The organism is Streptomyces sp. NPDC059917 (genome assembly GCF_042730635.1).
Lineage (GTDB): Bacteria > Actinomycetota > Actinomycetes > Streptomycetales > Streptomycetaceae > Streptomyces.
The window spans coordinates 1-25,886 of the sequence record NZ_JBHWLC010000077.1; the positions used below are offsets into that span (position 1 = coordinate 1).

The 25,886-nt window shown below is 74.3% G+C and carries 26 protein-coding genes; 12 read left to right on the forward strand and 14 right to left on the reverse strand.

What is annotated here, in order from left to right; all coding sequences use genetic code 11:
• The coding region (locus tag ACFWAR_RS31850) for a LysR family transcriptional regulator (RefSeq protein WP_385784701.1) at positions 1 to 990 on the reverse strand (990 nt) is incomplete at its 3' end.
• 71 nt (positions 991 to 1,061) lie between these two features.
• Here ACFWAR_RS31850 and ACFWAR_RS31855 point away from each other — a divergent pair.
• Both ACFWAR_RS31855 and ACFWAR_RS31860 read left to right on the forward strand, forming a co-directional pair.
• Complete coding sequence (locus ACFWAR_RS31855; protein WP_385784704.1) at positions 1,062 to 1,985, forward strand: NAD-dependent epimerase/dehydratase family protein; 924 nt, start codon at positions 1,062 to 1,064, stop codon at positions 1,983 to 1,985.
• 272 nt (positions 1,986 to 2,257) lie between these two features.
• Positions 2,258 to 3,760 (forward strand): FUSC family protein, encoded by a 1,503-nt coding sequence (locus ACFWAR_RS31860; RefSeq protein WP_385784802.1) that lies wholly within the window; start codon positions 2,258 to 2,260, stop codon positions 3,758 to 3,760.
• On the opposite strand, the gene ACFWAR_RS31865 is transcribed toward ACFWAR_RS31860, so the two are convergent.
• Together ACFWAR_RS31865 and ACFWAR_RS31870 are read right to left on the reverse strand one after the other, a co-directional pair.
• Positions 3,747 to 4,196: a hypothetical protein gene (locus tag ACFWAR_RS31865; protein ID WP_385784707.1), complete on the reverse strand. Its 450-nt coding sequence runs from the start codon at positions 4,194 to 4,196 to the stop codon at positions 3,747 to 3,749. The two genes, ACFWAR_RS31860 and ACFWAR_RS31865, sit on opposite strands and share 14 nt — an antisense overlap.
• Positions 4,193 to 4,672: a hypothetical protein gene (locus ACFWAR_RS31870; RefSeq protein WP_385784710.1), complete on the reverse strand. Its 480-nt coding sequence runs from the start codon at positions 4,670 to 4,672 to the stop codon at positions 4,193 to 4,195. Before ACFWAR_RS31870 ends, ACFWAR_RS31865 begins: the two co-directional genes overlap by 4 nt.
• Positions 4,673 to 4,722: 50 nt before the next feature.
• Here ACFWAR_RS31870 and ACFWAR_RS31875 point away from each other — a divergent pair, with 50 nt between their 5' ends.
• From ACFWAR_RS31875 to ACFWAR_RS31885, 3 genes are all read left to right on the forward strand, one after another.
• Positions 4,723 to 5,700 carry a helix-turn-helix transcriptional regulator gene (locus tag ACFWAR_RS31875; RefSeq protein WP_385784713.1) on the forward strand — a complete coding sequence of 326 codons (978 nt, stop codon included), beginning with the start codon at positions 4,723 to 4,725 and terminating at the stop codon, positions 5,698 to 5,700.
• Between the two features lie 196 nt (positions 5,701 to 5,896).
• Complete coding sequence (locus ACFWAR_RS31880) at positions 5,897 to 7,033, forward strand: nitric oxide synthase oxygenase (RefSeq protein WP_385784716.1); 1,137 nt, start codon at positions 5,897 to 5,899, stop codon at positions 7,031 to 7,033.
• Positions 7,034 to 7,082: 49 nt separating this feature from the next.
• Positions 7,083 to 8,195: a lactonase family protein gene (locus ACFWAR_RS31885; protein WP_385784719.1), complete on the forward strand. Its 1,113-nt coding sequence runs from the start codon at positions 7,083 to 7,085 to the stop codon at positions 8,193 to 8,195.
• 260 nt (positions 8,196 to 8,455) lie between these two features.
• Here the strand turns inward: ACFWAR_RS31885 and ACFWAR_RS31890 are convergent, their stop codons facing one another.
• From ACFWAR_RS31890 to ACFWAR_RS31900, 3 genes are all read right to left on the reverse strand, one after another.
• A complete protein-coding gene (locus ACFWAR_RS31890; RefSeq protein ID WP_385784722.1) occupies positions 8,456 to 9,379 on the reverse strand; it encodes a sirohydrochlorin chelatase in 924 nt (307 codons plus the stop codon).
• A 96-nt stretch (positions 9,380 to 9,475) separates the two neighbouring features.
• Positions 9,476 to 10,162, reverse strand: coding sequence for a uracil-DNA glycosylase (locus tag ACFWAR_RS31895; protein ID WP_385784725.1), 687 nt, complete (start codon positions 10,160 to 10,162; stop codon positions 9,476 to 9,478).
• Between the two features lie 54 nt (positions 10,163 to 10,216).
• Positions 10,217 to 11,305: a WD40/YVTN/BNR-like repeat-containing protein gene (locus tag ACFWAR_RS31900; RefSeq protein WP_385784728.1), complete on the reverse strand. Its 1,089-nt coding sequence runs from the start codon at positions 11,303 to 11,305 to the stop codon at positions 10,217 to 10,219.
• Positions 11,306 to 11,524: 219 nt separating this feature from the next.
• Here ACFWAR_RS31900 and ACFWAR_RS31905 point away from each other — a divergent pair, with 219 nt between their 5' ends.
• The 4 genes from ACFWAR_RS31905 to ACFWAR_RS31920 all read left to right on the forward strand — a co-directional run bounded on the left by ACFWAR_RS31905 (position 11,525) and on the right by ACFWAR_RS31920 (position 15,444).
• Positions 11,525 to 12,877 (forward strand): wax ester/triacylglycerol synthase family O-acyltransferase, encoded by a 1,353-nt coding sequence (locus ACFWAR_RS31905; RefSeq protein ID WP_385784731.1) that lies wholly within the window; start codon positions 11,525 to 11,527, stop codon positions 12,875 to 12,877.
• Positions 12,878 to 12,960: 83 nt separating this feature from the next.
• The gene (locus ACFWAR_RS31910; RefSeq protein WP_385784734.1) at positions 12,961 to 14,040 is read left to right on the forward strand and encodes an NADH:flavin oxidoreductase/NADH oxidase; all 1,080 of its coding nucleotides are present in this window, start codon (positions 12,961 to 12,963) and stop codon (positions 14,038 to 14,040) included.
• A gap of 104 nt (positions 14,041 to 14,144) precedes the next feature.
• Entirely contained in the window at positions 14,145 to 14,495 is a 351-nt protein-coding gene (locus ACFWAR_RS31915; RefSeq protein WP_385784737.1) for an ArsR/SmtB family transcription factor, read from the forward strand.
• Between the two features lie 211 nt (positions 14,496 to 14,706).
• Entirely contained in the window at positions 14,707 to 15,444 is a 738-nt protein-coding gene (locus tag ACFWAR_RS31920) for a class I SAM-dependent methyltransferase (protein WP_385784740.1), read from the forward strand.
• Between the two features lie 10 nt (positions 15,445 to 15,454).
• On the opposite strand, the gene ACFWAR_RS31925 is transcribed toward ACFWAR_RS31920, so the two are convergent.
• Both ACFWAR_RS31925 and ACFWAR_RS31930 read right to left on the reverse strand, forming a co-directional pair.
• Positions 15,455 to 16,813, reverse strand: a complete 1,359-nt coding sequence (locus tag ACFWAR_RS31925) for an FAD-dependent oxidoreductase (protein ID WP_385784741.1) — start codon at positions 16,811 to 16,813, stop codon at positions 15,455 to 15,457.
• A 52-nt stretch (positions 16,814 to 16,865) separates the two neighbouring features.
• The gene (locus tag ACFWAR_RS31930; RefSeq protein WP_385784744.1) at positions 16,866 to 17,594 is read right to left on the reverse strand and encodes a DUF305 domain-containing protein; all 729 of its coding nucleotides are present in this window, start codon (positions 17,592 to 17,594) and stop codon (positions 16,866 to 16,868) included.
• Between the two features lie 103 nt (positions 17,595 to 17,697).
• Between ACFWAR_RS31930 and ACFWAR_RS31935 the strand changes: the two genes are divergently transcribed.
• Complete coding sequence (locus ACFWAR_RS31935) at positions 17,698 to 19,221, forward strand: LVIVD repeat-containing protein (protein WP_385784747.1); 1,524 nt, start codon at positions 17,698 to 17,700, stop codon at positions 19,219 to 19,221.
• 16 nt (positions 19,222 to 19,237) lie between these two features.
• Here the strand turns inward: ACFWAR_RS31935 and ACFWAR_RS31940 are convergent, their stop codons facing one another.
• The 4 genes from ACFWAR_RS31940 to ACFWAR_RS31955 all read right to left on the reverse strand — a co-directional run bounded on the left by ACFWAR_RS31940 (position 19,238) and on the right by ACFWAR_RS31955 (position 22,320).
• Positions 19,238 to 19,879 (reverse strand): TetR/AcrR family transcriptional regulator, encoded by a 642-nt coding sequence (locus ACFWAR_RS31940; protein WP_385784750.1) that lies wholly within the window; start codon positions 19,877 to 19,879, stop codon positions 19,238 to 19,240.
• A 37-nt stretch (positions 19,880 to 19,916) separates the two neighbouring features.
• The gene (locus ACFWAR_RS31945) at positions 19,917 to 20,612 is read right to left on the reverse strand and encodes a phosphatase PAP2 family protein (protein WP_385784753.1); all 696 of its coding nucleotides are present in this window, start codon (positions 20,610 to 20,612) and stop codon (positions 19,917 to 19,919) included.
• Positions 20,613 to 20,675: 63 nt separating this feature from the next.
• Positions 20,676 to 21,614 carry a M56 family metallopeptidase gene (locus ACFWAR_RS31950; protein ID WP_385784755.1) on the reverse strand — a complete coding sequence of 313 codons (939 nt, stop codon included), beginning with the start codon at positions 21,612 to 21,614 and terminating at the stop codon, positions 20,676 to 20,678.
• 97 nt (positions 21,615 to 21,711) lie between these two features.
• Positions 21,712 to 22,320 (reverse strand): DUF5134 domain-containing protein, encoded by a 609-nt coding sequence (locus ACFWAR_RS31955; RefSeq protein ID WP_385784758.1) that lies wholly within the window; start codon positions 22,318 to 22,320, stop codon positions 21,712 to 21,714.
• Positions 22,321 to 22,469: 149 nt separating this feature from the next.
• Between ACFWAR_RS31955 and ACFWAR_RS31960 the strand changes: the two genes are divergently transcribed.
• Positions 22,470 to 23,018 (forward strand): GNAT family N-acetyltransferase, encoded by a 549-nt coding sequence (locus ACFWAR_RS31960; RefSeq protein ID WP_385784761.1) that lies wholly within the window; start codon positions 22,470 to 22,472, stop codon positions 23,016 to 23,018.
• Positions 23,019 to 23,090: 72 nt separating this feature from the next.
• Here the strand turns inward: ACFWAR_RS31960 and ACFWAR_RS31965 are convergent, their stop codons facing one another.
• Positions 23,091 to 23,774: a glycerophosphodiester phosphodiesterase gene (locus ACFWAR_RS31965; protein ID WP_385784764.1), complete on the reverse strand. Its 684-nt coding sequence runs from the start codon at positions 23,772 to 23,774 to the stop codon at positions 23,091 to 23,093.
• Between the two features lie 180 nt (positions 23,775 to 23,954).
• Positions 23,955 to 24,659 carry a PadR family transcriptional regulator gene (locus tag ACFWAR_RS31970; protein ID WP_385784767.1) on the reverse strand — a complete coding sequence of 235 codons (705 nt, stop codon included), beginning with the start codon at positions 24,657 to 24,659 and terminating at the stop codon, positions 23,955 to 23,957.
• 49 nt (positions 24,660 to 24,708) lie between these two features.
• On the opposite strand from ACFWAR_RS31970, the gene ACFWAR_RS31975 reads away from it, so the two are divergent.
• On the forward strand, positions 24,709 to 25,830 hold the full coding sequence (locus tag ACFWAR_RS31975; protein WP_385784769.1) for an LLM class flavin-dependent oxidoreductase: 1,122 nt from the start codon (positions 24,709 to 24,711) through the stop codon (positions 25,828 to 25,830).
• Positions 25,831 to 25,886 lie beyond the last annotated feature (56 nt).

Below are 25,886 nucleotides of genomic sequence, written 5' to 3' on the forward strand. Positions count from 1 at the left end.
CCCCGGCGGGGGGGGGGGGGGGGGGGGGGGGGGGGGGGCCCCCCCCCCCCCCCCCCCACCGCCGTCCGCGCCGGTACCCGTCCGCGCACCCCTGTCCGCGCGGGCCTCGGCGACCAGCTCGGCGGTCAGCGCCTCGACGTAGGGCTGCGGCGCGCGGCGGCGCACCGCGATCACCCCGAGGTGCCGGGCCGGCCGCGGCGGTTCGACCTCCACCGCCACCGCTCCCGGCCCCGGGGCCAGCGAGACCCGGGGCACGAGCGAGACCCCCACCCCCGCCGTGACCAGCGACTGCGCGAAGAAGTAGTCGGTCGTGGAGGCGGCGACGCGCAGCTCGAAACCGGCCTGCGCCGCGTACCGCCGCAGGTACGCCTCCGTCTTCAGGCAGCCCAGCACCCAACGCTCGGCCGCCAGCTCGCCGAGCCCCAGCGAGCCCCGATCCGCCAGCCGGTGGCCGCGCGGCAGCACCACCGACAGCGGATCGTCCATCAGCGGCGTCCACTCCAGCGCGGGCCGGCTGCCGGGCCCCGAGGGCCGAGGACCGTCGAAGTGGTAGGTCAGGGCCAGATCGGCCGCGCCCCGGCGGACCATCGTCACCGCCTCCTCCGGCTCGGCCTCCAGGACGCTCAGCTCGACCTCGGGGAGCGCGGCGACGAAGCGCGCCAGCGCGCCGGGCAGCAGGTGGCGGCCACCGCTGGTGAAGGTGGCCAGGGTCAGCCGGGGGCGCGCCGCGCCCAGCCGGTCGATCCGCCGCCGCACCCGATCGAGCTCGTCGGAGATCGACTCCGCCGCCTCGACCAGCAGTCGGCCGGGCTCGGTGAGGGTGACCCCGCGCGTGCTGCGCACCGCGACGGGGTGGCCGAGCGTCCGTTCCAGCGCCGCGATGTGCTGCGAGACCGCCGACGGGGTGAGCAGCAGCGCCCCGGCGGCCTTGTTGAAGCTGCCGTGCTCGGCGACGGCCCGCAGCACGCGCAGCCGCTGCACATCGATCATCAGTTTTCCTTCATACGGGTTCAGCGAGTGGTCGGTTCCGCTGGGGACCGGTCGACGGCAGAGTCGGGGGCATGCGAAACATATGCGTCATCGGCGGAAGCCGGTACTTCGGCAGGAACCTGGTCGCCCTGGAGCGGGACGCCGGCCACGCGGTCACCGTCATCAACCGCGGCTCCGCCGAGCCGCTGCCCGGCACCACCCGCCTCGTCGCCGACCGGGACGACGAGCGCCAGCTGCGCGAGGCCCTCGGCGACCGCACCTTCGACGTGGTCATCGACCAGATCTGCTACACCCCGCGGCAGGCCGCGCTCGCCCGGCGGGTCTTCGCGGGTCGCACCGGGCGGTACGTCATGACCTCGACCATGGAGGTGTACGACCCCGCCACCTTCGCCGTCCCGCCCGTCACGAACGCCGACGCGGGCGTCGCGCTCACCGAGGACCACCTCGACCTCGCCGCCCCGTCCCCGGCGCGGGGCGGCGGCGCGCCGGACCCCGCGACCGCCTACGCGGAGGGCAAGCGCCGAGCCGAAGCGGTGCTCTTGACCGACCCGGACTTCGACACCGTGTCCGTCCGGACCGCCCACGTGCTCGGCGGCGGCGCCGCGGACTTCACCGGGCGCCTCGCCCACTACGTCGAGCGGATCGCCGCGGACCGTCCCCTGGACGTCCACCCCGACCCCCGCCCGACCTCCTTCGTCCACCACGAGGAGATCGCCCGCTTCCTGCACTGGGCGGCGGCCGGCACCTTCACCGGACCCGTCAACGCCGCCTCCGACGGCGCGCTCGACGTGACCGGGCTGGCCGAGCTGATCGCCGCCGGGGGCGGCCCGCGCCCCCGCTACCGCACGGTGCGCGACGGCGTCGCCTCCCCGTTCTCCTTCGACCGTTCCTACGCGATGGACAACGGGCGGGCCGCCCGGCTCGGCTTCGCCTTCTCCCGCGTCACCGACTGGCTGCCGGGGGCCGCCGCGGAGGCTCGCGCGCAGACTGTCTGAAGAGCTGGGCCGACGGTCCGCCGTCGGCCACCGCACCGCCCACTCGACCGGGCCATTGGCCCAGTCATCGGAGGGTGAGTTGAGCCGTTGGGCCTCCAGGTGGTTATCTGTGTCGTATCCATGTACTTACGGCGCCGTGCAGCGCCGGACGGCGACGAGGCCGCTCCGGACCACGGTGCCTTCGCCGTGTCCGCACACGCCCACCACCCCGGGCCGTCGCGCGACCGGCGAGCGCACCATCGCAAGGGGGGCGGCACACCGCCGTGAAGAGGATGTTCGTGGCTCCGGATCCGGGGCGTCTGAGACTGCGCAACTCACTGCGCGCCGTGGTCGGGATCGGCCTCGCCGTCACCGCCGCCGAACTGTGCGGCTTCTCGCTCACCGCCTCCATCACCGGAGGCCTGACCGCACTGCTCGCCCTGTTCACCGTGACGGACGCGAGCGTGCGCGCCCAGCGGGCGACCACGGCCCTGCTGCCGGTGGCCGGATTCCCGGTGCTGGCCCTGGCCACGTGCCTGCACGGCGTCCCGCTCGCCCGCGACGCGGCCTTCCTCGCCGTCGTCTTCTGCGGGGTCTACGCCCGCCGCTGGGGCCCGCGCGGCCACGCCCTCGGCATCTTCGCCTTCATGAGCTTCTTCGTCACCCAGTTCCTGCACGCCGTCCCCGCCCAGCTGCCCGAGCTCTACGCCGCCGTGGCGCTCGCCCTGCTGGCCGCGGGCGCGGTGCGGTTCCTGCTGTGGCCCATCGAGCGGCGCAACCCGCCCGCCGCCGTGCCGCCGGGGCTGCCCGGGCGCGGCTTCGCCCGGCCCACCACCCGCCAGGCGCTCCAGGCCACGGCCGCCTGCGCGGTCGCCCTGTCGCTCGGCCAGTTCTTCTCCGAGGACCGCTGGTACTGGGCCGTCGGCACCACGTGGTGGATCTTCGTCAACACCACCTCGCGGGGCGAGACGCTGGTCCGCGGCTTCCGCCGGGTGCTCGGTACGGTCATCGGCATCGTCGTCGGCCTGCTGATCGCGATCCCGCTGCACGGCGCGCCCGCGCCGACGGCCGTACTGGTCGCCGTGTGCGTCTTCGGCATCTTCTACACCGCCCCCGTGTCCTACAGCTGGATGATGCTCGCCGTCACCGTGATGGCCGGACTGCTCTACGGCCTCCTCGGCGTGCTGAACCCGGCCCTGCTGGTCCTGCGGCTGGTGGAGACCGGGGTCGGCGCGGTGTGCGCCGCGCTCGCCGTGGTCCTCGTCCTGCCCGTCACCACCCACGCCACCAACGACGCCTGGATCCAGCGCGCCCTGCGCTGCGTGCACGCCGCCACCGCGGCCGCCGCGGCCCGCCTGGCCGGCTCGCCGACCGCCGACCCGGCCCCGCACGCCGCGGAGCTGGAGCTGCTGCTGGCGCGCGTACGGATGGCGCTCGCGCCCCTCGTCCATCCGCTGAGCCCCTTCCGCGACCGCCGGGCCCGCGCCCGCCGGGTCATCGCGCTGCTGGACGACTGCGCCCGCGAGGTGCGCGGCCTCGCCGCCGTCGCGGCCGACCCCTCCGCCTCCCACGACGCCCGGCTCGCCGCCGCCTGCTGGCGGGTGGAGGCCGCCGTGGAGGCGCTGACCGCGCCCATCACCGACCTCGGTCAGGACCGGGAGCCCGCGGCCGCCGCCACGCCCGTATCGCTGGCCGAGCCCGCGCTCGCCCACCTGCACGGCCTGGAGCGGGCGCTCGCCGAACTGGCGCACCCGCTGCGCTCGGACCGGCCCTCCCCGCTGGTCAGCGCCGGCTGAAGGCCATCGTCCAGTTGGTGAGCCAGGTCTTCCCGTCGTCGGTGGAGAAGGCCTGCTCCCAGGAGGCCGTGCGCTCGCTGATCCCCGACCAGCGGAACCGGACCCGGACGGTACGGCCGTCGTGCACGTCGTTCCCGTAGAACTCGCCCACCCCGTCGGCGAACCGGCCGACCACCGGCGGGAAGAGGGTGCCGGTGCGCCGGCTCGACCAGTACAGGGACCACTCGGCGCGCTCGGGGTCGTACAGCCGCAGGGTCAGCCCCGCGAACCCCTTGGTCGGGAAGGTGATCTCGTCGACGTTCGCGGCTCCGTCGAAGTGCCGGGACCCGTGGGTGACGCCGGGGAACTCCTCCCAGTCGCCGTCCGCGTCCAGGAAGTCGGTCCGCCACCGGTTGGCGACGTCCCAGGTGCCGGTGAGGAAGTCGAAGTCGTTCACGCGCGGTCTCCCGTCGTGCCCGCGGCGAGCGAGTCGGCGAGGTAGCCGTCGAGGTCCGGGCGGTCGGGGGCGAGCAGGTGGCGCACCCAGGCGTCGCGCTCGTGGAGCAGGGGCGCCAGCTCCCAGACGCAGCCGATCAGCCCGGGCTCGATGCGCACGAAGCGCGTCGGATCGGTGTCCGGGCAACCGAGCACCGGCTGGCCCGCCGCCGCGCCGACGAAGTGCAGCGCGTTGTCCCAGGCCCAGCTGTAGACGTTGAGGTAGGCGCCGGTGTCCCCGCCCCGGTGGAGGACGACGAAGGACGCGGGCGGCGTCCCGTCCGGCGCGGGCAGCAGCTCGGGCAGGAGCGCGTAGGCCGCCCGCTCCACCCCGGGCTCGATCCCGGCGGGGTCGGAGGTGACGTGGTAGCGCTTGATCCGGCGGCCGTCCACTTCGATCGGTTCGGGCACGGTCAACAGCTTCTCGGTGAAGGTCATGGCTGGACCGTAGGACCGCTCCACTGACATCTTGTGTCAGTGAAGACGCCGTGAAATCCAGCCGCCTGCTGTCGATCCTGCTGCTGCTCCAGACCCGCGGACTGATGACCGCCGCCCGCCTGGCCGAGGAGCTGGAGGTCTCCGTCCGGACCGTCTACCGCGACATCGACGCCCTGCTGGCCGCCGGGGTCCCGCTGCGCGCCGACGCGGGGCACGACGGCGGCTACCGGCTGCTGGAGGGCTACCGCACCCGGCTCACCGGACTGAACGCCGACGAGGCGGAGGCCCTCTTCCTCACCGGCATCCCGGGGCCCGCCGCCGAGCTGGGTCTGGGCTCCTCGCTCGCCGCCGCCCAGCTGAAACTGCGCGCGGCGCTCCCGCCCGAGCTGCGCGCGCAGGCCGATCGGATGCGCTCCCGGTTCCATCTCGACGCCCCCGGCTGGTACGCCCGCGACACCGGGGTGCCGTTCCTGCCGCAGGTCGCCGACGCGGTGTGGCGCGGCCGGGTGATCGAGGTCCGCTACCGTCGGTGGAAGGCCCCGACCGACGTGGACCGGCGGCTGGAGCCCTACGGTCTGGTCCTCAAGGCCGGGCGCTGGTACCTCGTCGCCGGTCCGGGTCCGGGGGCGCGGACCTACCGGGTGGACCAGATCCTGGAGCTCTCGGTGGCACCGGAGGGGTTCGAGCCCCCGGCGGACTTCGACCTGGCCGCGCACTGGGCCGAGGCGCAGGCGGGGTTCCACGCGCGGCTGCACCGCGGGGAGGCCGTCGTACGGATCTCGGCGCGCGGCGCGGCGGCCCTGGAGGGGGCGGCGGCCGCGGCCCTGGCCGAAACCGGAACGCCCGAGGAGGGCGGCTGGACGCGCGCGGTGCTGCCCATCGAGTCCGTCGACCACGCGCACGGCACGTTCCTGGCCCTGGGCGCGGAGGTCGAAGTGCTCGCCCCGCCGGAGCTGCGGGCGCGGATCGCGGCCACCGTCGAGGAGCTGGCCCGGCGCTACGGTGCGTGGCCGAATACCGCTGGTTGAGCCTTCGTCGTGCCGCGGATCCTATGCGGGAGCCCCGACCGGCGCAGCCATTCGCGCACATTTCACTCGAACGGGTGTTCCGGGGTCGGCTGTCTTACGCGGCTGACCTGCGGCCCGTACAAAGAGTGATGGCGCATCGCACATTCATCTGACATGTACAGGGTGGATCTGCCCGGACAGGGGGTAACCGCACGAAATGGAAATTCTGCATCAGACGCCGACGGCCCATCAGGTGTGGGAAGAGGCGCAGGAGTTCATCGGACTGTTCCACCGGGAGAATCCGGAGGCGGGTGATCCGGCCAGGCGACTCGCCGCCGTACGGGCGGAGTTGGCGGAGACCGGAACCTACCGGCACACCCACGACGAGGTCGTCCACGGGGCCCGGGTCGCCTGGCGCAACAGTAACCGGTGCATAGGTCGGCTGTACTGGAACTCGCTGCGCGTGCGCGACCGCAGGGGGCTCACCGGGGCGGACGAGATAGCCGAGGAGTGCTTCGAGCACCTGCGGGACGCGACCAACGGCGGGCGGGTGCGCCCCACGATCACCGTCTTCGCCCCGGACGCCCCGCACCGCCCCGGACCGCTGATCTGGAGCGAGCAGCTGATCCGCTACGCCGGATACGGCGACGAGGACTCGATACCGGTGGGCGACCCGCGCAACGCCTCCCTGACCCGGACCCTGTGCCGACTGGGCTGGACCGGCGCCCGCGGCGGCGCGTTCGACCTGCTGCCCCTCGTCGTGCAGGGCTGCGACGACAAGCCCCGCTGGTTCGAACTCCCCGAGGACGCCGTGCTCGAGGTGCCCATCGAGCACCCGGAGGGCGACCACTGGGCGGACTGGGGACTGCGCTGGCACGCGGTTCCGGCGATCTCCAACATGTGCCTGGAGATCGGCGGCATCCACTACCCGGCCGCCCCCTTCAACGGCTGGTACATGGGGACCGAGATCGGCTCCCGCAACCTCGGGGACGAGGACCGCTACAACCTGCTGCCCGAGGTGGCGCGCCGGATGCGCCTGGACACCTCCAGCGACCGCTCGCTGTGGAAGGACCGGGCCATGGTCGAGCTGAACCGGGCCGTGCTCGACTCCTTCGACCGCGCCGGGGTCACCATCGCCGACCACCACACCGAGTCCCGCCGCTTCCTCTCCCACATCGACCGGGAGGAGCGCAAGGGGCGCGAGGTGGGGGCGGACTGGTCCTGGATCGTGCCCCCGATGTCGGGGTCGGCGACCCCGGTCTTCCACCGCACCTACGAGGACCGCAAGCAGAGCCCGGCGTACGTCCAGCACCCCGGCGCGCGGGAACGCGCCCAAGGGCGAGATTTGGTCTAGACCCCTCTGTTACCGTCGGCCCGGACGAACCGACGGAAAGGGGAAGACCGTGGGAAGTGCGGACCGGGACGGCGAGCGGGCGGATGACGGCGGGCACGGCGGCGCGGGCGGACGGCGCGCGTACGTCGGCTCGTTCACCTCGACGGGCGGTCGCGGCATCACCACGGCGACCGTCGATCCGGTGAGCGGCGCCCTGACGCCGATCGCCACCACCGACGCCCTCGACGACCCCTCGTACCTCGTGCTCGGCGCGGGCGCTGCGGACGGCTCCGGCGCCGCGACGCTCTACGCGGTCAGCGAGACCAAGCGCGGCGCCGTCGGAGCCTTCCGGCCGACCGCCGCCGGGCTGGAGCCCCTGGGCTCCCCGGTCGCCGTGGACGCCTCCGGGCCCACGCACCTGAGCCTCGCCGGGGGCCGTGTGGTCAGCGCGAACTACACCTCGGGCAGCGTGAGTACGCTCGCCCTCGCCGCCGACGGGCGCCCTGTCGGCCCGGCTTCGGTGCTGCGCCACCACGGCTCCGGCCCCGACGCCGACCGGCAGCGGGAGCCGCACGCCCACCAGGTGCTGCCGGATCCGAGCGGGCGCTGGGTGCTCAGCGTGGACCTCGGCACCGACTCGGTCCGCGTGTGCGCCCTCGACCGGGCCACGGGAGCCCTGCGGGTGCACTCCGAGGCCGCGCTGACCCCGGGGCACGGTCCCCGGCACCTCGCCTTCCACCCCGGCGGAGGGCTGCTCTACGTACTGAACGAGCTGCGGCCGCTGCTGACCGTCTGCCGGTGGGACGCGACCGCCGGGACAGTGGAACCGGTCGCGGAGGTTCCGGTCGCCCCAGAGGGCGGCTCAGGGGCCGCACGGGCCTATCCCTCGGCCGTCGTCGTCTCGCCCGACGGCCGGTTCCTCTGGGCGGCCGTCCGCGGCATCGACGTGATCGCCGCCGTCGCCCTCCCCGGCGACGGCGCGCACCCCCAGCTCACGGGCAGCGTGTCCTGCGGCGGGCGCTGGCCGCGCGACCTGGCCCTCGACCCGTCCGCCCGGCGGCTGTACGCCGCCAACGAGCACTCCGGGGACGTCACCTGGTTCGACGTGGACCCCCTGACCGGCCTCCCCCGCCGCACCGGCTCCACCCCGGTCCCCGCCGCGACCTGCGTCGTCTTCACCTGACCCCCACCCACGCCGACCGGCGCCGACCGATCCCAGCCGCCCGGCGCTCGAAGGCGCCTTCGACCGGGGTCGGCCGATTCCAGCCGCCCGGCGTTTGAGGGCCCGCCGGAGGCAGCCCCCGCCCCGGCACGGTCGTGCGGCGTCCGCGCCGGGGCGGGCCCACCTGGGGCGCCCCGAACATCGGCGGGTTCCCGCACGCGAGAGGGCCCGCCCCCGGACCTGATGATCCGGGGGCGGGCCCTCGTACGGCGTGGGAACGGTCAGTGCACCGGTGCGTCCAGGGCGATGCCCGCCGCCCGGCTGTACTGGGCGACGGCGAGCTTCCCGAGTGCCGGGTACGCGCCAAGGGCGTCGGCCGCGGCGCACCCGGCCTCCTTGCACGCGGTGTCGACCAGCCCGTCGGCCGCCTCCGGCCCGATCAGGTAGGGCGCCAGCGCCAGCTGCACGGCGCCGGAGGACTGCCGCAGCTCGTCGGCGACGGCGGCCACGGACCCCTCCTGGTCCAGGGCGGCGGCCATCACCGGCACCGCGAGCCGCGCGGCCAGCAGCATGCCGGTGATCCCGGCGGCCTGGACGGCCTCCGGGCCACCGGTGGTGGCCAGGATGATGCCGTCGGCGGCGGTGGTCACGGTGAAGAGCCGGGCGCGGTCGGCACGGGCGAGGCCCGCCTCGGAGAGCCGTACGTGCACGGCCTCCGCCAGCAGCGGGTGCGGACCGAGCACGTCGGCCAGCTCGACGGCGGCGGCGCAGTCCATCATCGCCTGGCGGATCCGGCGCAGCAGGTCGCTGTCGGGACCGACCAGCAGCGGGACCACCACGGCGTCCGGACCGCTGGGCGGGGGCACCTCCTGGCCGCTCGCGCGGGCGAACTCGCCGCGCGCCGCGCGCTGGTGTCCGATCGCGGTCAGGACGCCCGAGAGGGCGGGAAACTCGGCGCCCGGGGTGTCATCGCCGTCGAGGAAACCGATGTGCGCGTCCAGGCCGGGCAGCTCGGAGCGCCCGATGCTCAGGATCTCCTCCGCGTACCCCCGCGAGGCGGCCGAGGGCACACCGGGCACGGCGAGCACCAGCGCGGGCGCGCCCTCGGGCGCCACCGCGGGCTCGGGCCGGCGGTGCCGTCCGGTCTGGCGGGGTCGCGGCATTCGTACGGGCAGGCCATTCGCGGGCCCAGTGGGGGAGCTCATGGCGCCGCATGCTACTGGCTTTCCCGGACCGGGGGTTCGGGCAGGGCCCGGTCGAGCGGCATCTGTCCGTATTTATCCGGTGAAGTTCAGATACGATCAACTGACGGACGGCAAGCGCCAGTCCACTGGCTGTGACCCCTGGCGGACCAGCAGGTCGTTTGCCCTGCTGAAAGGCTTGGACCCGAAGAACCCGCGGTCCGCCGACATGGGGGAGGGGTGCGCCGCCTCCAGGGCCGGCAGCTCGCCCAGCAGGGGGCGCAGATTCCGGGCATCCCGGCCCCAGAGCACCGAAACCAGCGGCTTGCCGCGGGCCACCAGGGCCCGGATCGCCTGCTCCGTCACCGCTTCCCAGCCCTTGCCCCGATGGGCGGCGGGCTTGCGCGGGGCCGTCGTCAGCGCGCGGTTGAGCAGCAGGACGCCCTGGCTGGTCCAGGGGGTCAGGTCGCCGTTCGCGGGCCGGGGCACGCCGAGGTCGCTGTGCAGTTCCCGGAAGATGTTGTCGAGGCTGCCGGGCACCGGGCGCACGTCGGGGGCCACCGAGAAGGACAGCCCGACCGCGTGCCCCGGGGTGGGGTAGGGGTCCTGCCCGACGATGAGCACCTTCACCTCGTCGAAGGGCTGTTGGAAGGCGCGCAGGACGTTCGCCCCGCTCGGGAGGTACGTCCTGCCCGCCGCTATCTCGGCGCGCAGGAAATCTCCCATCGCGGCGATCTGCTCCGCCACCGGTTCCAGAGCGCGGGCCCAGCCCGGCTCGACGATCTCGTTCAAAGGTCGTGCTGCCACGCTGCGCAACTCTAGTTGATGCGCGGCGGCGGTCGGTTCCCGATCGGCTCCCCGTCAGTCGAGCACGGCCGCCCGGACGCAGAGCACGTCGGGCAGGTGTCCGGCCAGCAGCTGCCAGCTGTCGCCGTCGTCGGCGCTGGCGTACAACTCGCCGTTGCGGTTGCCGAAGTAGATGCCCGCCGGGTCCGCGTCGTCCGTGCAGAGGGCGTCGCGCAGCACCGTTCCGTAGTGGTCGCCGGAGGGCAATCCGGCGCTGAGCGGCTCCCAGGTGGCCCCCGCGTCGCGGGTGCGGAAGACCCGGCAGCGGTGGTCGGCCGGGACCCGGTCGGAGTCGGCGTTGAGGGGGAAGACGTAGGCGGTGTCCGGCCGGTGGGGGTGGGCGGCCACCGCGAAGCCGAAGTCGGACGGCAGGCCCGCGCCGATGTCCGTCCAGCGCGCCCCCGCGTCGTCGCTGCGGTAGACGCCCCAGTGGTTCTGCAGGTACAGGCGGTCCCCGTCCCCCGCGTCCTGGGCGATCTTGTGCACGCACTGGCCGAACTCGGGCTGCGGATCGGGCAGGAAGACCGCGGAGACCCCCTGGTTGGACGGGGCCCAGCTCGCCCCGCCGTCCTGCGTGCGGAAGACCCCGGCCGTGGAGACGGCGACGGTCACGGCCTCCGCTCGGGCCGGGTCGGTGATCACGGTGTGCACGGCCTCCCCGCCGCCTCCGGGCACCCAGGCCGAGCGGGTGGGGTGCTCCCACAGCGGTCGCACCAGCTCGAAGGTCTCGCCCCGGTCGGCGGAGCGGAACAGCGCCGCCGGTTCGGTCCCGGCGTACACCACGCCCGGGGCCTCGGGACCGGCCGGATGCAGCTGCCAGACCCGCTCGAGGGAGGCGCCGGTGTCCTGGGGGAACCTGACCGCGGGCGCGGCCGGTTCGTGCCAGGTCGCGCCGAGGTCGTCGGACCGGAAGACGGAGGGCCCCCAGTGCAGGCTGTCCGCTCCGACGAGCAGCCGGGGCGCGGGGCCGCGCCGGTCGATGGCCACGGCGTAGACCGCCTGGGCGTTGAAGTGCGGTTCCTCGAAGGCCCAGCGGCCGTCGGCCCCCCGGCGGCCGATGAAGAGCCCCTTGCGGGTTCCTGCGAGCAGTAGCACGTCGGACATGGCCGACACCTCCCGGACGTCGTTGTCCCTGGGACGATCCCTTCCGGCCAGTCTGCACCCGGGCACTGACAGTGACCCGGTGAGCACGCGGGGGCGCGCTGGCCCGCTGACCTGCTGATCGATCGTGATCGACAGATGGATCAAGCCAGCTGGTTACTTGATCGTACGGAGCCGGAAAGGGTTCACTTCTGCCCTCTGCTGACCTGTGAGAGGCGATCTGTGGCCACCGAGCACCTCCCCCCGCTCGACCTCGCCTTCTGGCGGATCGAATCCGCCTCCCATCCCATGCACCTCGGCGCCCTCGGGGTCTTCGAGGCCGCCGGTCCGGACGCGGCCGCCCGCGCCGCCGAGCTGATCGCCGAGCGCTGCGCCGACGTGCCCCGGCTGCGCCGCCGGATCCACGACGTCCTGCTGCCGGTGGGGGCGGCCGCCTGGTCGCCCGCCCGGGACTTCGATCCGGCCCGGCACGTGTCCCTCGTGCGGCACGCGCACGCCGACCCGCACGCCGCCGCCGGGCCGCTGATGGCCAGGCCGCTGGAGCGGGGGCGGCCGCCCTGGGAGGCCCACGTGCTGGCCGGGCCGGACCCGGGCACCTTCGCGGTGCTCTTCAAGTTCCACCACGCCCTCTCCGACGGGCTGGGCGTCCTCGCGCTGGCCGCCGGGCTGTTCGACGAGGGGCAGCCGGTACGGGGCTCCGCGCGCCCCCCGGGCCGCACGGAGCGCCGGCGCGGCGACGGCCCGCCGACCGGTTCCGGCTCGGCCCTTCGGCGGCTGCCCGGGACGCTGGCGGCGCGGGCCCAGGACGTCGGGCAGGCGCTGGAGATCGGCGCCGCGGTGGCCCGGTCGGGGTTGCCCTTCGGCGTGCCCGACGGGCTGAGCGCGGGCGGCGGCGCCGCGGCCGGGACCCGGGAGCTGGCCGGGGTCGCGCTCGACCTGGACGACGTGAACCGGATCCGCAAGGCGGTCGGGGGCACCGTCAACGACGTGCTCATCGCCCTGGTCGCGGGCGCCCTGCGGCGCTGGCTGGTCGGGCGCGGCGAACCCGTCGACGGCGGCAGCGGACCGCGCGCCCTCATACCCGTCTCGCGGCGGCGCACCCGCGGCGGCTCCGACGGCGGGAACCGGCTCTCCGGGTACCTGCTGAGGCTGCCGGTCGCCGAGGAGGAGCCGCTGCGCCGCTTGGACGCCGTGCGGGCGGACATGGACCGGAACAAGGAGGCCGGCCCGGCCCGGGGCGCGGGGGCGGTGGCGCTGCTGGCCGACCACGTGCACCCGCTCGGCCACCGGCTCGGCGGGCCGCTGCTGGCGCAGGCCGCGCGGCTGCTGTTCGACATCCTCGTCACCAGCGTGCCGCTGCCGGGGCTGGGCTTCTCGCTCGGCGGCAGCGCGGTCCGCGAGATCTACCCGCTGGCCCCGCTGGCCCAGGGGCACGCGCTGGCCGTCGCGGTCTCCAGCTACCGGGGGACGGTGCACTTCGGGCTGGTGGCCGACGGGGCCGCGGTCCCGGACCTGGACGAGCTGGCGCTGGCGCTGCGGACCGAACTCGAAGAACTTGTACGAGAGGTCTCGTAGTACGAGGGATTCCGTAGTACGGTGTGTCTCGTACTTAGTCGCCGTGCCCGGTTCCCGCCGGCCGCATCCCGTGGAGAGACCAGATGAGTACCACCCTGTTCGAGCCCTACACCCTCCGTTCTGTGACCGCGCCGAACCGCGTGTGGATGGCCCCGATGTGCCAGTACAGCGCGGAGCCCACGGGTCCGCAGGCGGGTGTGGCCCACGACTGGCACTTCGCGCACTACGCGGCCCGCGCGGTCGGGGGCACGGGACTGATCCTCCAGGAGGCCACCGCCGTCTCCCCGGAGGGCCGGATCTCGCCCTACGACCTCGGCATCTGGAACGACACCCAGGTCGAGGCGCTGCGCCGGATCACCGACTTCCTCAAGACCCAGGGCACCGTCCCCGGGATCCAGATCGCCCATGCGGGGCGCAAGGCGTCGACCGACGCCCCCTGGAAGGGCGGCGCGCCGGTCGGCCCCGAAGGGCACGGTTGGCAGCCGAGCGCTCCGAGCCCGGTGCCCTTCGCCGAGGGCCACCCCGTGCCGCACGAGCTGACGGTGGAGGGGATCCACGAGGTGGTCGAGCAGTTCGCGGCCGCCACCCGGCGCGCGCTGGCGGCCGGTTACCAGGTCGTGGAGATCCACGGCGCGCACGGCTACCTCATCGGGGAGTTCCTCTCCCCGCACAGCAACCGGCGCACCGACGAGTACGGCGGCTCCTTCGAGAACCGGATCCGCTTCCCCCTCGCCGTGGTCGACGCGGTGCGCGCCGAGTGGCCCGAGGAACTCCCGCTGTTCTTCCGGATCTCCGCGACCGACTGGCTCGAAGAGGGCGGGTGGACCGCCGACGAGACGGTCCGGCTGGCCGAGGTGCTCCAGCGGCACGGGGTGGACCTGCTCGACGTCTCCACCGGTGGGCTCGCCCCGGACGTCCGCATACCCGTCGGCCCGGGCTACCAGGTGCCGTTCGCCGCGCGGGTCAAGGCGGAGGCCGGATTCCCGGCCGCCGCGGTGGGGCTGATCACCGAGCCGACGCAGGCGGCCAAGATCGTGGCCAATGGCGAGGCGGACGCGGTGCTGCTCGGGCGCGAACTCCTGCGCGACCCGCACTGGGCGCGGCGCGCGGCGGGCGAACTGGGGGCGGAGGTTCGCCGTCCGAACCAGTACCACCGCTCCTGAGGGGGTGCGGGGCCGCGGCCGGCGCCTTCCGCCGGTTCCCCGGCGGGTGATGTACTACGATGGTTCTCGTACCATCGTGGTGTCCAGTGAGTGGAGGAGTACACATGACGGAGCCCAGTGCCACCGCCCGTTCCCTCGACCACCCGTCTCCCGCCGAGATCCGGTTGGAGAGCGTGCTGCACGCCCTCTCCGATCCGGTGCGGCTGTCCATCGTCCGCGAGTTGGCGGGCGGCGGCGGCGAACTGGCCTGCTCGTACTTCGAGTTGCCGGTGACCAAGTCGACGAGCACGCACCACTTCCGGGTGCTGCGCGAGAGCGGGGTCGTGCGCCAGACCTACCGCGGCACCACCAAGCTCAACGACCTGCGCCGGGACGACCTGGAAACCCTCTTCCCGGGCCTCCTCGACGGCATCCTGACGGCCGCCTCCGCCGAGGCGGAGCGCGCGGCGGACTAGTTCGAAAACCTGCCCGAGGGGCGCCGCCCGTGCCCCCGCGGAGCCCCTCGGCGGGCCCTTGGGCGGCCTCGCACCCGGGGGTCGGTCGGGGGGCGTCGACCCTCGTGGCGCGGCTCGCCACAGGAGCGGCAGCAGCTTCGGCGCACCCCTTCTGACCTGGTCTTTCATCAAGATCGGGCCTACGGTTTCCCACGGGAGAAGGGGGGACCGGATGGACCGGAACATCCGCACCATCGACGACGTACTTCAGCTCATGGACGGGCTGTTCGCGCCCGAATCCGACCGCTGGACGGCCGGGGCGGCCGACTGGTGGGACGGCTTCTACGCGGACCGGAGCAGGGCCGTGCCGTTCTTCGTGGCGAAACCGGACGAGCACCTGGCCGAGGCGCTCGACCGGGGCGTGATCGCACCGGGTCGCGCGCTCGAACTCGGCTGCGGGCCCGGCCGCAACGCCCTCCACCTCGCCTCGCTCGGCTTCGAGGTGGACGCGGTCGACCTGTCCCCGGCGGCCCTCGCCTGGGCGGGGGAGCGCGCGGCGGAAGCGGGCCTCGACGTCCGCTTCCACCAGGGCGACATCTTCGACCCGGCCGCGGCGACGGCCTGGAGCGGCCCGTACGACCTGATCCTCGACTCCGGCTGCTTCCACCACCTGCCGCCGCACCGCCGGATCAGCTACCTGGCCCTCTTGGAGCGGTCGTTGGCCCCCGGCGGGCACTTCTCGCTCACCTGCTTCGCGGCGGGGGAGGCGGGCATGGGATCCGAGCTCCCCGACGCCGAGTTCTACGGTCAGGCACGCCTCCACGGTGGCCTCGCCTACACGGCGCAGTCGCTCCGCGCGATCTTCGCCGACCTCACCGAGGTCGAACTCCGCCGCATGCGCGACGAAGCGCCCGCGTCCCCGCGCTTCGGCGAACCCTTCCTCTGGGCCGGTCTGTTCCGCCGGCCGTAGGACCCGGGGGCTACTCCCCGGTGGCCGCCGCGAGGAGGCCCGGCCAGTCCGGGATCTTCACCGAGCGGCGGCCCAGGGAGCGCCCCAGCGAGGACTCCGCGGCCTCGATCGCCAGCCAGCCCGGCCACGGCACCGGGGCCAGGCCCGCCGCGCGCAGGGCGTCCAGGGGGTCGCCGGGCAGCTCGCGCCGGGCCAGCGCGCCCGCGTCCTGGAGCAGCGAGGAGGCGGTCTCCTTCGCGCAGGGACGGTTGGTGCCGATGACCCCGGTCGGGCCGCGCTTGATCCAGCCCGCCACGTACTCGCCGACGCAGGCCCGGCCGCCCCGCAGGACCCGGCCCGCCGCGTGGGGGACCGTACCGCGCGCCGTGTCGAAGGGCAGTCCGGGCAGCGGGACGCCCTGGTAGCCGACCGACCGCAGCACCAACTGGGCGTCGACGTCCTCGAACGTCCCGTTTCCCGACACCCCTCCGCGCCCGTCCGGGACGGTGTGCTCGAAGCGCACCCCGCTCACCCGTCCGTCCGCCCCGCCCAGCACCTCGACGGGCCGCAGGAAGAACCGCAGGGTGATCCGCCGTGCCCGGGCGTCCGGCCGGTGCGCCGTCCAGTCCCGCAGCACCTCCACGTTGCGCCGGTTCACGGCGGGCAGCGCGGCCGCGGCCGCCGGGTCGGCGTAGGCGGGGTCCCGTGCCAGCTCGTCGGGCAGGACCGTGGTGTCCACCCCGGGCAGGGTGGCGAGTTCGCGCAGTTCCTTGGTGGTGAACTTGCCCTGCGAGGGCCCGCGCCGGGCCACCATGGCCACCTCGCGGATCCCGCTGGCCGCCAGTGCTCCCAGGGCCGGTTCCGGCATGTCGGTGAGCCGCAGCTCCGGGGCGCCGCGGGCCAGGATCCGGGTCACGTCCACGGCGACGTTCCCCGCCCCGATCACCACCGCCGACCGCACGTCCGCCAGGCCGAAGCCCGCCGCCGCCGCATCCGGGTGCGCGCTGTACCAGGAGACGAAGGCGGTCGCCGAGTGCACCCCGGCCAGCTCCTCGCCCGGGATCCCCAGCATCCGGTCCCGGGCGGCGCCCACGCAGTACACCACCGCGTGGTACAGCTCCAGCAGCCGCCCGGTGGTCAGCGTCTCCCCGCCCACCTCGACGTTGCCGAGGAAGCGGATCCGCTCGTCCTCCAGAACGCCGCGCAGGCTGCCCTGGAGCGATTTGATCTTCTCGTGGTCGGGGGCCACGCCGTAGCGCACGAGCCCGTAGGGGCAGGGCAGCCGGTCCAGTACGTCGACCCGCACGCCCGGCACCTCGCGCTGCTGGACCAGGGTCTGTGCGGCGTAGACCCCGCTCGGGCCCGAACCGACCACGGCGACACGAAGCACGGAGGGTCTCCTTCCGCAGAGGGATCCAGCATGGCACCGTCGTCCCGGACCGTCAGCCCATCGCGCGCATCCGGCGTACCTCGGCGCTCTGCTGGGCCACCACTTCGTTCGCCATCTCCTCCACCGCCCCGTTGTTCCCGCCCGCGAGGGCCTCGCCCGCCATCGTCACGGCCCCTTCGTGGTGCGCGATCATCAGACGAAGGAAGAGCCGGTCGAAATCCGGGCCCGTGGCCGCCCCCAGCTCCGCCAGCTGTTGGGCGGTGGCCATCCCGGGCATGGCCGCCGCGCCGTGGTCGTGGGCCGCGGGGCCGTCGGTGGCCGGGCGGCCGTCCGTGGCCGGGCCGCTCCCGCCCGTGGGGGGCGTGCCCGGATCCGGGTGGCCGGCCAGCCAGCTCTCCATCACCGCGATCTCCGGCCGCTGGGCCGCCGCGATCCGTTCGGCCAGCCGCTTGACCGGCTCCGCCGAGGCGCGCTGCGGCGCCAGCGCGGTCATCGTCAGGGCCTGGCGGTGGTGCTCGGTCATCCGGCGCACGTAGCTCAGGTCGGCGGCGTTGGGGCTGTCGTCGGGCCGTTCCCGTGCGGCCTGACCGGGGGAGAGGGTGCGGGACCCCTCGCCCGGCCGACCCGGGGCGATGACCACCGGCCCGGCGGCGGCCCCGTCGTCGTCACCGCCGACGCGGCAGGAGGTCAGCCCCAGAAGGCCGAGGACGCCGATGGCGCCGAGGACGAAGGCGCGGCGCAGGGCGGCCGCGGTGCGCCGGCGGACCGGACGCGCTGGCATGCGCGCTGTTGTCATGGCCATGCAAAGGAAGATACTGCGGGAGTCGGGGGTACTGGTTCCGTTCCCGCCGATAGGGCTCGGAACGCCCCCAAGGGAGGACACAATGACCTCGTCAGTCCCATCGGCCCCACAGCGCATCCCCAGATCACGCACCAGGGCCAAGACCAGGACCAGGACCCTGGCCGCGGCCGCGGCCGGCGCCGGACTCCTCGTGGCGCTCCTCGCCGTCGCCGGACCCGCCTCCGCCACACCCGACCCGGGTGATCTGACCCCATTAGCCCCCGGCCGGAGCGCACTCGGCCCTCCGGCCACCGGAACGGTCTCCTCCGAGATCCCCGGCCAGGACGAGATCGTCCACAGCCGCAACATCACCCCCTTGGCCAACGTCCCGAGCGCCAACCCGGCGGCGATCAACTCCGACATCGCCTTCCAGGGCCGGTACGCCTACGCGGGCAGTTACGACGGCTTCACCATCTACGACATCGGCAACCCGAGCGCCCCCAAGGCCGTCACCACCGTGCTCTGCCCCGGCGGCCAGAACGACGTGTCCGTCTTCGGTGACCTGCTCTTCCTCTCCACCGACTCCTCGCGCAGCGACGACTCCTGCAACAGCGTCTCGCAGCCCGCGACCGAGAAGTCGTCGTGGGAGGGCATCAAGATCTTCGACATCCGCGACAAGAAGAACCCCAAATATATCAAGTCGGTGGAAACGGCCTGCGGTTCGCACACCCACACCCTGGTGCCGGGCAAGCGGGGCGACGTCTACCTCTACGTCTCCTCGTACTCGCCGAGCGCGGCCTTCCCGGACTGCCAGCCCCCGCACGACGGGATCTCGATCGTCAAGGTCCCGAAGAAGGATCCCCGCCAGGCGTCGGTCGTCGGCTTCCCGGTGCTCTTCCCCGACGGCGGAAACCCGGGCGCACCCACCAACCCCGGGGTCTCCCAGACCACCGGCTGCCACGACATCACCGTGCTGCCCTCGAAGGACCTCGCCGCGGGCGCCTGCATGGGTGACGGCATCCTCTTCGACATCGGCGAGCCCGAGCGGCCGCGCGTCATCGACCGCGTGCAGGACAACGTGAACTTCGCCTTCTGGCACTCGGCGACCTTCAACGAACGCGCGGACAAGGTGGTGTTCACCGACGAGCTGGGCGGCGGTGGCGGCGCCACCTGCAACGAGGCCACCGGCCCCCACCGCGGCGCCGACGGCATCTACGACATCACCGGCCGCGGCGACCAGCGCAAGCTCGTCTTCCGCGGCTACTACAAGATCCCGCGCCACCAGGCGGACACCGAGAACTGCGTCGCCCACAACGGCTCGCTGGTGCCCGTGGGCGGCGGCCGCGACATCATGGTGCAGGCCTGGTACCAAGGCGGCGTGTCCGTCTGGGACTTCACCGACTCCACCCGGCCGAAGGAGATCGCCTACTTCGAGCGCGGCCCGCTCAGCACCGACAAGCTGACCCTGGGCGGGGCCTGGTCGGCGTACTACTACAACGGCCACATCTACGCGAACGACATCACCAAGGGCCTCGACGTGCTGCGCCTCGACGACTGGCGCACCGAGAGCGCGAAATGGGTCTGGACGGACCGGCTGAACGTCCAGTCGCAGCCCGAGTACCACTGACCGCGCGCCCCTGAAACTAGAGGAACGTTCCGTCGGGCGGCCCGCCGTCCGGCGGGACCCCCAGCTCCCAGTCGAGCCCGTAGCGCTGGAAGAGTTCCGCCCGCAGGCGGGCCGCCGCCATCGGCGCCCCCGGCAACAGGACGGCGAACACCGCGCCCATCAGCAGGGCCCGCAGCAGCGGGTAGTCCCGATCGGGGTCCACGTCCGGATCGTCCGCGCCGTGCCGCGCCACCGTCTCCCGCAGCAGCTCCGCCAGCTGCTGCTGCTCCGGGCCCTGGACGAAGCCCTCGTTCGAGAGGATGCCCGCCATGTGCGTGCGCATCAGCAGCGGATGCTCCAGCGCCAGCCCGAGGACCGCGTCGATCGCCCGGGCCAGCAGCTCCCGCCCGGCGTCCGCTCCGGTGGGCCGGGGCTCGCGCTCCAGCGCTTCGCGCAGGGTGCGGAACATGAGGCGGTGCACCGCCGACTGCAGGAGCTGGCGCTTGCCCGGGAAGTAGTAGGAGATCAGGCCGCGTGCCGCGCCCGCCCGGTCCGCGATGTCGCCGAGGGTCGTGGCCTCGTAACCGCGTTCGCCGACGAGTTCGACGGTGGCCTGGAGCAGCCGCTCCCGGGAACGTCTGCGCAATTCTTCATTGACCGACGGGCTGCGCGGGACCATGCTTGCTCCTGCGTTGACTGGCTCCCGGCCAATATACTCAGCGCGCGGGCCGACTGGTGGTGGGCGACGCGGGGGATCGCCCACCACCGGCCGTTCCCGTCCGGATTTCGCCGCCGCGCGGCGCGCCCGCCCCGCCGATCGCGAAGGCGGCCAGGGCCGCGCCCAGAAGCCAGCCGCCGAGCACGTCCGACGCCCAGTGCACCCCCAGGTGGAGCCGACTGAAGCCCACTCCGAGGACGCAGACGAGGGCGCCGCCGACGGCGACGGTCCGCGCCCCGCGGGAGCGGGGCAGCAGCCACAGCAACAGTCCGCACACCACCGTCGCCGTCAGCGCGTGCCCTGACGGGTACGCCGCGAAGTGTGCCGAATCCACCGGGTCCGGCCACACCGGCCGCTCGCGCCCCACCGCCGCCTTGAGCCCCTGCGACACCACGGACGCGGCGAGGACGGCGGCGCCGAACCGCCTCGCGAGGGCCCGCTCCCCGCGCCGCCACAGCCACACGCAGGCGAGCGCCGCCGACGCCCGCATGGTCCAGGGGTCCCACGGCCAGTCGCTGAGCACCCGCAGCAGCCGGGTGGGCGCCGGATGCGCGAGCGCGTACGCGTGCAGGGACCGCGCGACCCGCTCGTCGAAGGCGAGCAGCGGCGGCCATCGGACCACGACCAGGGCCGTGAGCACGGCGGCGAGCAGCACGCACCCGATCGCGGTCCGTCGTAGGTGAGCCCCGGTCATGCGCCGATCCTCGCATCCGGCCCGCGCGCGCGGCACCCCGCGACCCTCCCGGGCCGGGTCCCGCTACGTCAGGGTGCTGAGCCCCGGTACGAACGCCACCAGCACCGGGACCGCCGGCACCAGGGCGGCCAGCGCGGTCAGCCGCAGCCGGCGCACGGGGGAGAGGCGCGGCGCGGCCGAAAGCAGCCGGCGGACCCGCGCGGGGACGTGGGCGTGCGGGGTCGGGCAGGGCCCGAACACGCCGCGGTCCTCGTTCAGCCCGACCAGGGCCAGCGCCACGGTGAGGCGCCCATACCGCCGCGAGGCCACGTCGTCGGCGGCCAGCTCGACCAGCCGGTGCATCTCCGCCTCGAAGGCGGCGAACACCGGGACCTGCCCGAACGCCCCCGACAGCGCGCGCGAGCAGTGCAGCAGCCAGTCGTGCCGGGCCGCCGCGTGCCCCTGCTCGTGCGCGAGCACGGCATCCAGCTGCTGGCCCTTGAGCCGCCCGAGCGCACCCGTCGTGACCACCAGCTGCGGCGCGGCGCCCGGCAGCCACCACGCGTCGGGCCGCCGACCCTCCAGGACGACCAGTCGGCCGCCGTCGGGCTCCTCGCCCGGCAGCAGCGGCGCCCGCACGAGGAGTTCGGCCCGCTCGGCGCGCCGCCGCGAGCGCGCCCGCAGCACCTCCGCGGCCAGCATCGCCCCCGTCCACAGCCCGCCGCCCGCGAGCACCAGCGCGGTCCCGGCGGCCCAGGGGCCGGAGCCGGAGCCCAGCGCGTACGCGTCGACCACCCCGCGCGGCGCCGAGGCGAAGAGCGGACCGCGCACCGCCAGCCAGGCGGCGGCCGCGCTGAGCAGCATCGACAGGGCGAAGCACAGGAGCACCGCGGCCACCACGCACTGCCACACCCACAGGGCCACCACGGGCTCGCGCTCGGGCCACTCGGCACGGGCCAGCAGTCGGGGGGCGAGGAGGGAGGTCAGGGCGCCGAGCAGCAGGAGAACGGCGGGGACCATCATGGGCGCATTTTAGGAGGGCGGAGCCGCCCACGGGTATGGACACCGTCCATTGGTGACGCACGACACGTCGCCCCGGCCGCCCTCCGCGCGCGGTGCCTCACATGGTGAGCAGCATGGCCAACATCCCCATTCCCATGGCGAGTCGGCACGCCCGCGTCACCTCGGCGGCTCCGCGCCCGAGCCCCACCGGGCCGCCCGGCGCCAGGGCCACCGCCGGTCCGCCGGCCGTCGTCACCAGCCGCGCCCCGCCGAGCAGCACGTACCCCGCGAAGTAGACGAGCAGCGCCCCGGTCACCAGCGGCAGCCCTTGGACCAGCCCCTCGCCGTGGCCCTCGGCGTGCCCCCCGGCGTGCGCGCCGCCCGCCCCCGCGGCCGTCGCCGCCCCCATCGTCACCGTCATGTAGACCATGGCCAGCGACCCCACCAGGTGGTGGACGTGGTGGACGCCGCCCCGCAGCAACCACACCGCGTGCAGCGACGCCGCGCAGAAGACCGCCAGCAGCACCCCGGACCCCCACGCCCCGGTCCCGGTCGGCGCGGCCATCGCCGCCATGCCGAAGCCCATCAAGGCCTCGCCGCCCGCCGCGCCCCGAGCGGCCCGCTCCGCTCTGCGCGCCCGCAGCAGGCAGTACGCACCGCTCAGGGCGCACAGCGCCACCAGCAGCCAGCCGGACACGGCGGCGGCGGTGGAGGTGGGCAGGGACATCGCGGGACCGTGCACGGCGGAACCCCCCGGTTCGTCGGCGTCACCGGAAGAGATGCCCGCCCCAGGGGGGCCGCACGCCGACCGGGTTAGGCTCTCCTGGGCCGCACCAGCCTTGTCATATGCCAGTTTTTCCGAACGGAGCCGCACCGATGTCGACCGCCGAGCCCACCCGCACCACGGCCCTCAGCTTCCGCAGCGCCGACGACTCGGACGTACCGGCCCTGGTGGAGCTCGTGGAGTCGGCGTACCGCGGCGACGCCAGCCGGGGCGGCTGGACGACCGAGGCGGACTACCTCGACGGACAGCGGACCGACGAGCGGGGCGTGCGCGAGGTGATCGCGACCCCCGACAGCATCCTGCTGGTGGTCGAGCGCGACGGCGAGATCGTCGCCTGCTGCCACCTCGAACACCGCGGCGACCACGCCTACTTCGGGATGTTCGCGGTCCGCCCCGCGCTCCAGGGCGCCGGCCTCGGCAAGGAGATCATGGCCGAGGCCGAACGCCGGGTGCGCGAGCGGTGGGACGCCAAGGAGATGCACATGACCGTGGTGAACGTGCGCGAGGAGCTCATCGCCTACTACGTGCGCCGCGGCTACCGGCGCACCGGCGAGCTGAGCCCCTTCCCCTACGGCGACGAGCGCTTCGGCATCCCGCGCCGCGCCGACCTGGCCTTCGAACTGCTGGTCAAGCAGCTCTGAGCCGGGCGGGCGCGCGCAGGGACCGGCCCGGCGCCGCGCGGGCGCCGGGGGCCGGTCCGGAGGCGGGGCGGATCAGGCGGTGAAACGGCCCGTGCGCCGGATCTCCGGCAGGTCCGTCACCGCGGCGTCCAACTCCAACGCCCGCGCCAGCTTGAGCCGTTCCTGCGTGTTGACCGTCCAGCCCGTCACCCGCAGCCCGGCCGCGTGCGCCGATTCGACGGTCTCCAGGGTGAGCCGCCGGATGTCCAGCGCGAGCGTCTGCGCGCCGACGGCCAGCGCCCGCTCCACGACGTCCGTGCCGTAGCTGCTCGCGCTCAGCACGGTCCGCACCCCCGGGACCAGTTCGGCGATCCCGGTGAGCACCGCGTCCTCGTCCGAGCAGACCTCGACCCGGCCGGTCAGGTCCCGCCGCAGCAGCACCTCCGCCAGCACCCGGGCGCAGCCGAGGTCGCGCACCGCGGCCAGCAGCGGCGCGGCGACCGCGTCCAGCACCTCCTCGAAGACCGGCACCCGTTCGCCGTGCCCGGCGTCGAGCCCGCGCAGTTCCGCGAGGGTCAGATCGGCGACGGCCCCCGAGCCGTCCGTGGTCCGGTCGACCTCGGGATCGTGCAGGGCGACGAGTGCGCCGTCCTTGCTGAGCCGCAGGTCCAGCATGATCGCGTCCATGCCGCTGCGCTGCGCGCGGACGAACGACCGGAGGGTGTTCTCCGGTTCCACACCCATGACCCCGCGGTGACCGATGGTGAGGAAAGTCAAGGTTCTCTCGCTTCCGTCGACGGCGGCTCCCCACGCGGCCGCGGTGTCCCGACCGCCCGCGTGGTGAGGACGCATGCTAGTGCGCCGACGGTGCGATGGGACCGCCCGTGCAGCGCTCCGGCAGGACCCTCCGGCCGGTTCCCGCCAAGGGTTGTGCACGGCGGCCGTCGTCGTCCGGCGTCACCCTGCCGTGGGCGCGTCCCCATCGCCTTGACCCCGACCCTCGACCTCAGGTCCAGGGTGACTCCCGGTGCCGGTCGCGGGCGGTCCCACGGGCCCGGGCGCCGCCTCGCCCGGGACCGGAGCCGGGAGCTCCGCGAGGTCCGCGAGCAGGGCTTCGGTCAGCTCCAGTTCGGCCAGGTGCTGCCGCTCGCTCCAGCGCAGCGCCAGCCGGGGGAAGGCCCAGTCCGGTTCGTCCGCGGCCGCGAGGGCCGCCCGTACGGAGTCCAGCTCGCCCCGGGTGCGCTCCAGGTGCTCCGTGACCATGGCCCGCAGCCGCTCCGGCTCGGCCAGGTGCCCCAGCCAGACCCGGAGCAGCAGCCCGTGCTTGAGCACCGGGGGCCCGGCCTCGGCGGTGTCCGAGGCCCAGCCCGCCAGGGCCGCGCGCCCGGCGGCGGTGATCGCGTACCGCCGTTTGGCGCGGACCTCCTCGGGTCCCGAGCGCGTGGAGGCGGCGTAGCCGAGGTCCTCCAGGCGCCGCAGCTCGGCGTAGATCTGACTGATCGCGGGCGACCAGTAGAAGAAGCGGAGGGAGGAGTCCGCCCACTTCTTCAGCTCGTACCCGGTCCGCTCGCCGGGGAAGGACAGCAGGCCGAGCACCGCCCACGCGGTCGGCGGCAGGTCGTCGCGCGCCTCTTGCTTCCTCGAGGTCTGACTACTAGTCATATTTCGAATTGAAGTGAGACCGGGCACCGGACGCAACCCTGGAGGCATCGTGAAGTTCTCCGTCATCTTCGAGGCGCAGCTCGCCGACCCGACCGTGGAGCGGGAGCACCAGGTCATCCGGGACAGCGTCGAGCAGGCCGTCCTGGCCGAACGGATGGGTTTCGACCGGATCTGGGCCGTCGAGCACCACTCCTTGAAGTGGTACGCCCACATGAGCGCTCCGGAGGTCTTCCTGACGTGGGTCGCGGCCAAGACGCACACCATACGCATCGGGCACGGCGTGGTGTGCATGCCCTTCAACTTCAACCATCCCGTCCGGGTCGCGGAGCGCGCCGCGATGCTCGACCTGCTCTCCGGCGGCCGGCTCGACCTGGGCGCGGGCCGCGGCGGCACCGAGCAGGAGACCTCGCTGTGCGGGGTGGACCGGGACCGCACGACCCAGGAGGTCGAGGAGGCACTGCGGATCATCGGCAAGGCCTGGCAGGAGGACGAGCTGGAGTACCACGGCGAACTGATCGACATCGATCCGCACCCGATCCTGCCCCGGCCCCGGCAGACCCCGCACCCGCCCCTGTTCCTCGCGTGCAGCCGCGCCGACACCCTGCGCCAGGCCGCCGAACTGGGCGTCGGCGCCCTGGTGATGGGCTTCGCCGGGCCCGAGTCGATCGCCGCGATGCGCGCCGCCTACGACGCGGCGATCGCCGGACGCGACGGCTCCCGGTTCGTGTCGAGCGCGGTCAACGACCACTTCTCGGTGCTCTGCCCGACCATCGTGCTCGACGATCCGGAACGGGCCCGCCGGATCGGGGTCCGGGGCCAGCGCTTCTTCGCCCAGTCCATCGGCCACTGGTACGGCGGCGCGGGCGTCCCGGACGAGGCGGTGGTCGCGGGCGCGGACGAGGGCGAGGGGCTGCGCCGGGCCGCCGAGCAGGTGGTGGCGCGGCTGCACGAGCTGGACATCCCGGTCCGGCCCGCCGCGACCGCCACCTTCCACGCGGACCACGCCTACGGCGGCGCCGACGACGCGATCGCCTACGTCGAACGGCTGCGCCGGGCCGGGGCGGACGAGGTGATGTGCCTGATCCAGATGGGAACCGTGCCCCAGGAGGCCTGCCTGGAGACGCTGCGGCAGTGGGGGGAGAAGGTCATCCCGCACTTCCGGGAGGTGTGAGCGGCGCGTCCCGGCGGTAGTGACCGATGCGCGACACGCGATCCGCGACCCCTGCC